This is a genomic window from Bacillus cereus group sp. BfR-BA-01430, from assembly GCF_022663115.1.
GTDB classification, from domain to species: Bacteria; Bacillota; Bacilli; order Bacillales; family Bacillaceae_G; genus Bacillus_A; species Bacillus_A cereus_BD.
Genome location: NZ_JAKUEW010000071.1, coordinates 1 through 436 on the forward strand (window position 1 = coordinate 1; position 436 = coordinate 436).

A 436-nucleotide genomic window follows, 5' to 3' on the forward strand; every position below is an offset into this window, starting at 1 on the left:
GTCGATGGTCATCGTGTGGAAGCCTGCGTATTCCGTTTTGCCGCGTTTCCACTTTGTTCCTGCTAATGCCATATCGACAAATTCATTAAGTGTTTTCGATTCAATTCGTTGCGGTCTAATAATTCCAGCCTTCGCTAACAAGACCCATGCACCCGCTGCATGTACAGTAATAGACCTGTCTTTTGAGTCTCGCTCTACTTCGTTTGAAAGCACATAAGGAACAATACGACCGTCTCGAACTTGCTTCAATATTAGATTTTGTTGCTGTAAAGTTACCGCTTGGTCCGTTCCGTCAAATGTAGTGAATTCTAGCGTATCTATATTGTTTTTGAGTTCCCAGTGCCGCATATCATCCCAGTAATCTTTCGCTTGAATAGCTGCTACAATTTGTTCGGTTTTAAAGTCTACGACATGTAAAATTCCGTTCATCTTCATT

The 436-nt window shown here is 41.7% G+C and carries 1 protein-coding gene; it reads right to left on the reverse strand.

What is annotated here, in order from left to right:
• Positions 1–435, reverse strand: a 435-nt coding sequence (locus MR058_RS23890; RefSeq protein WP_277927204.1) for a phage tail spike protein, incomplete at its 3' end; no start/stop codon positions are given.
• Position 436 lies beyond the last annotated feature (1 nt).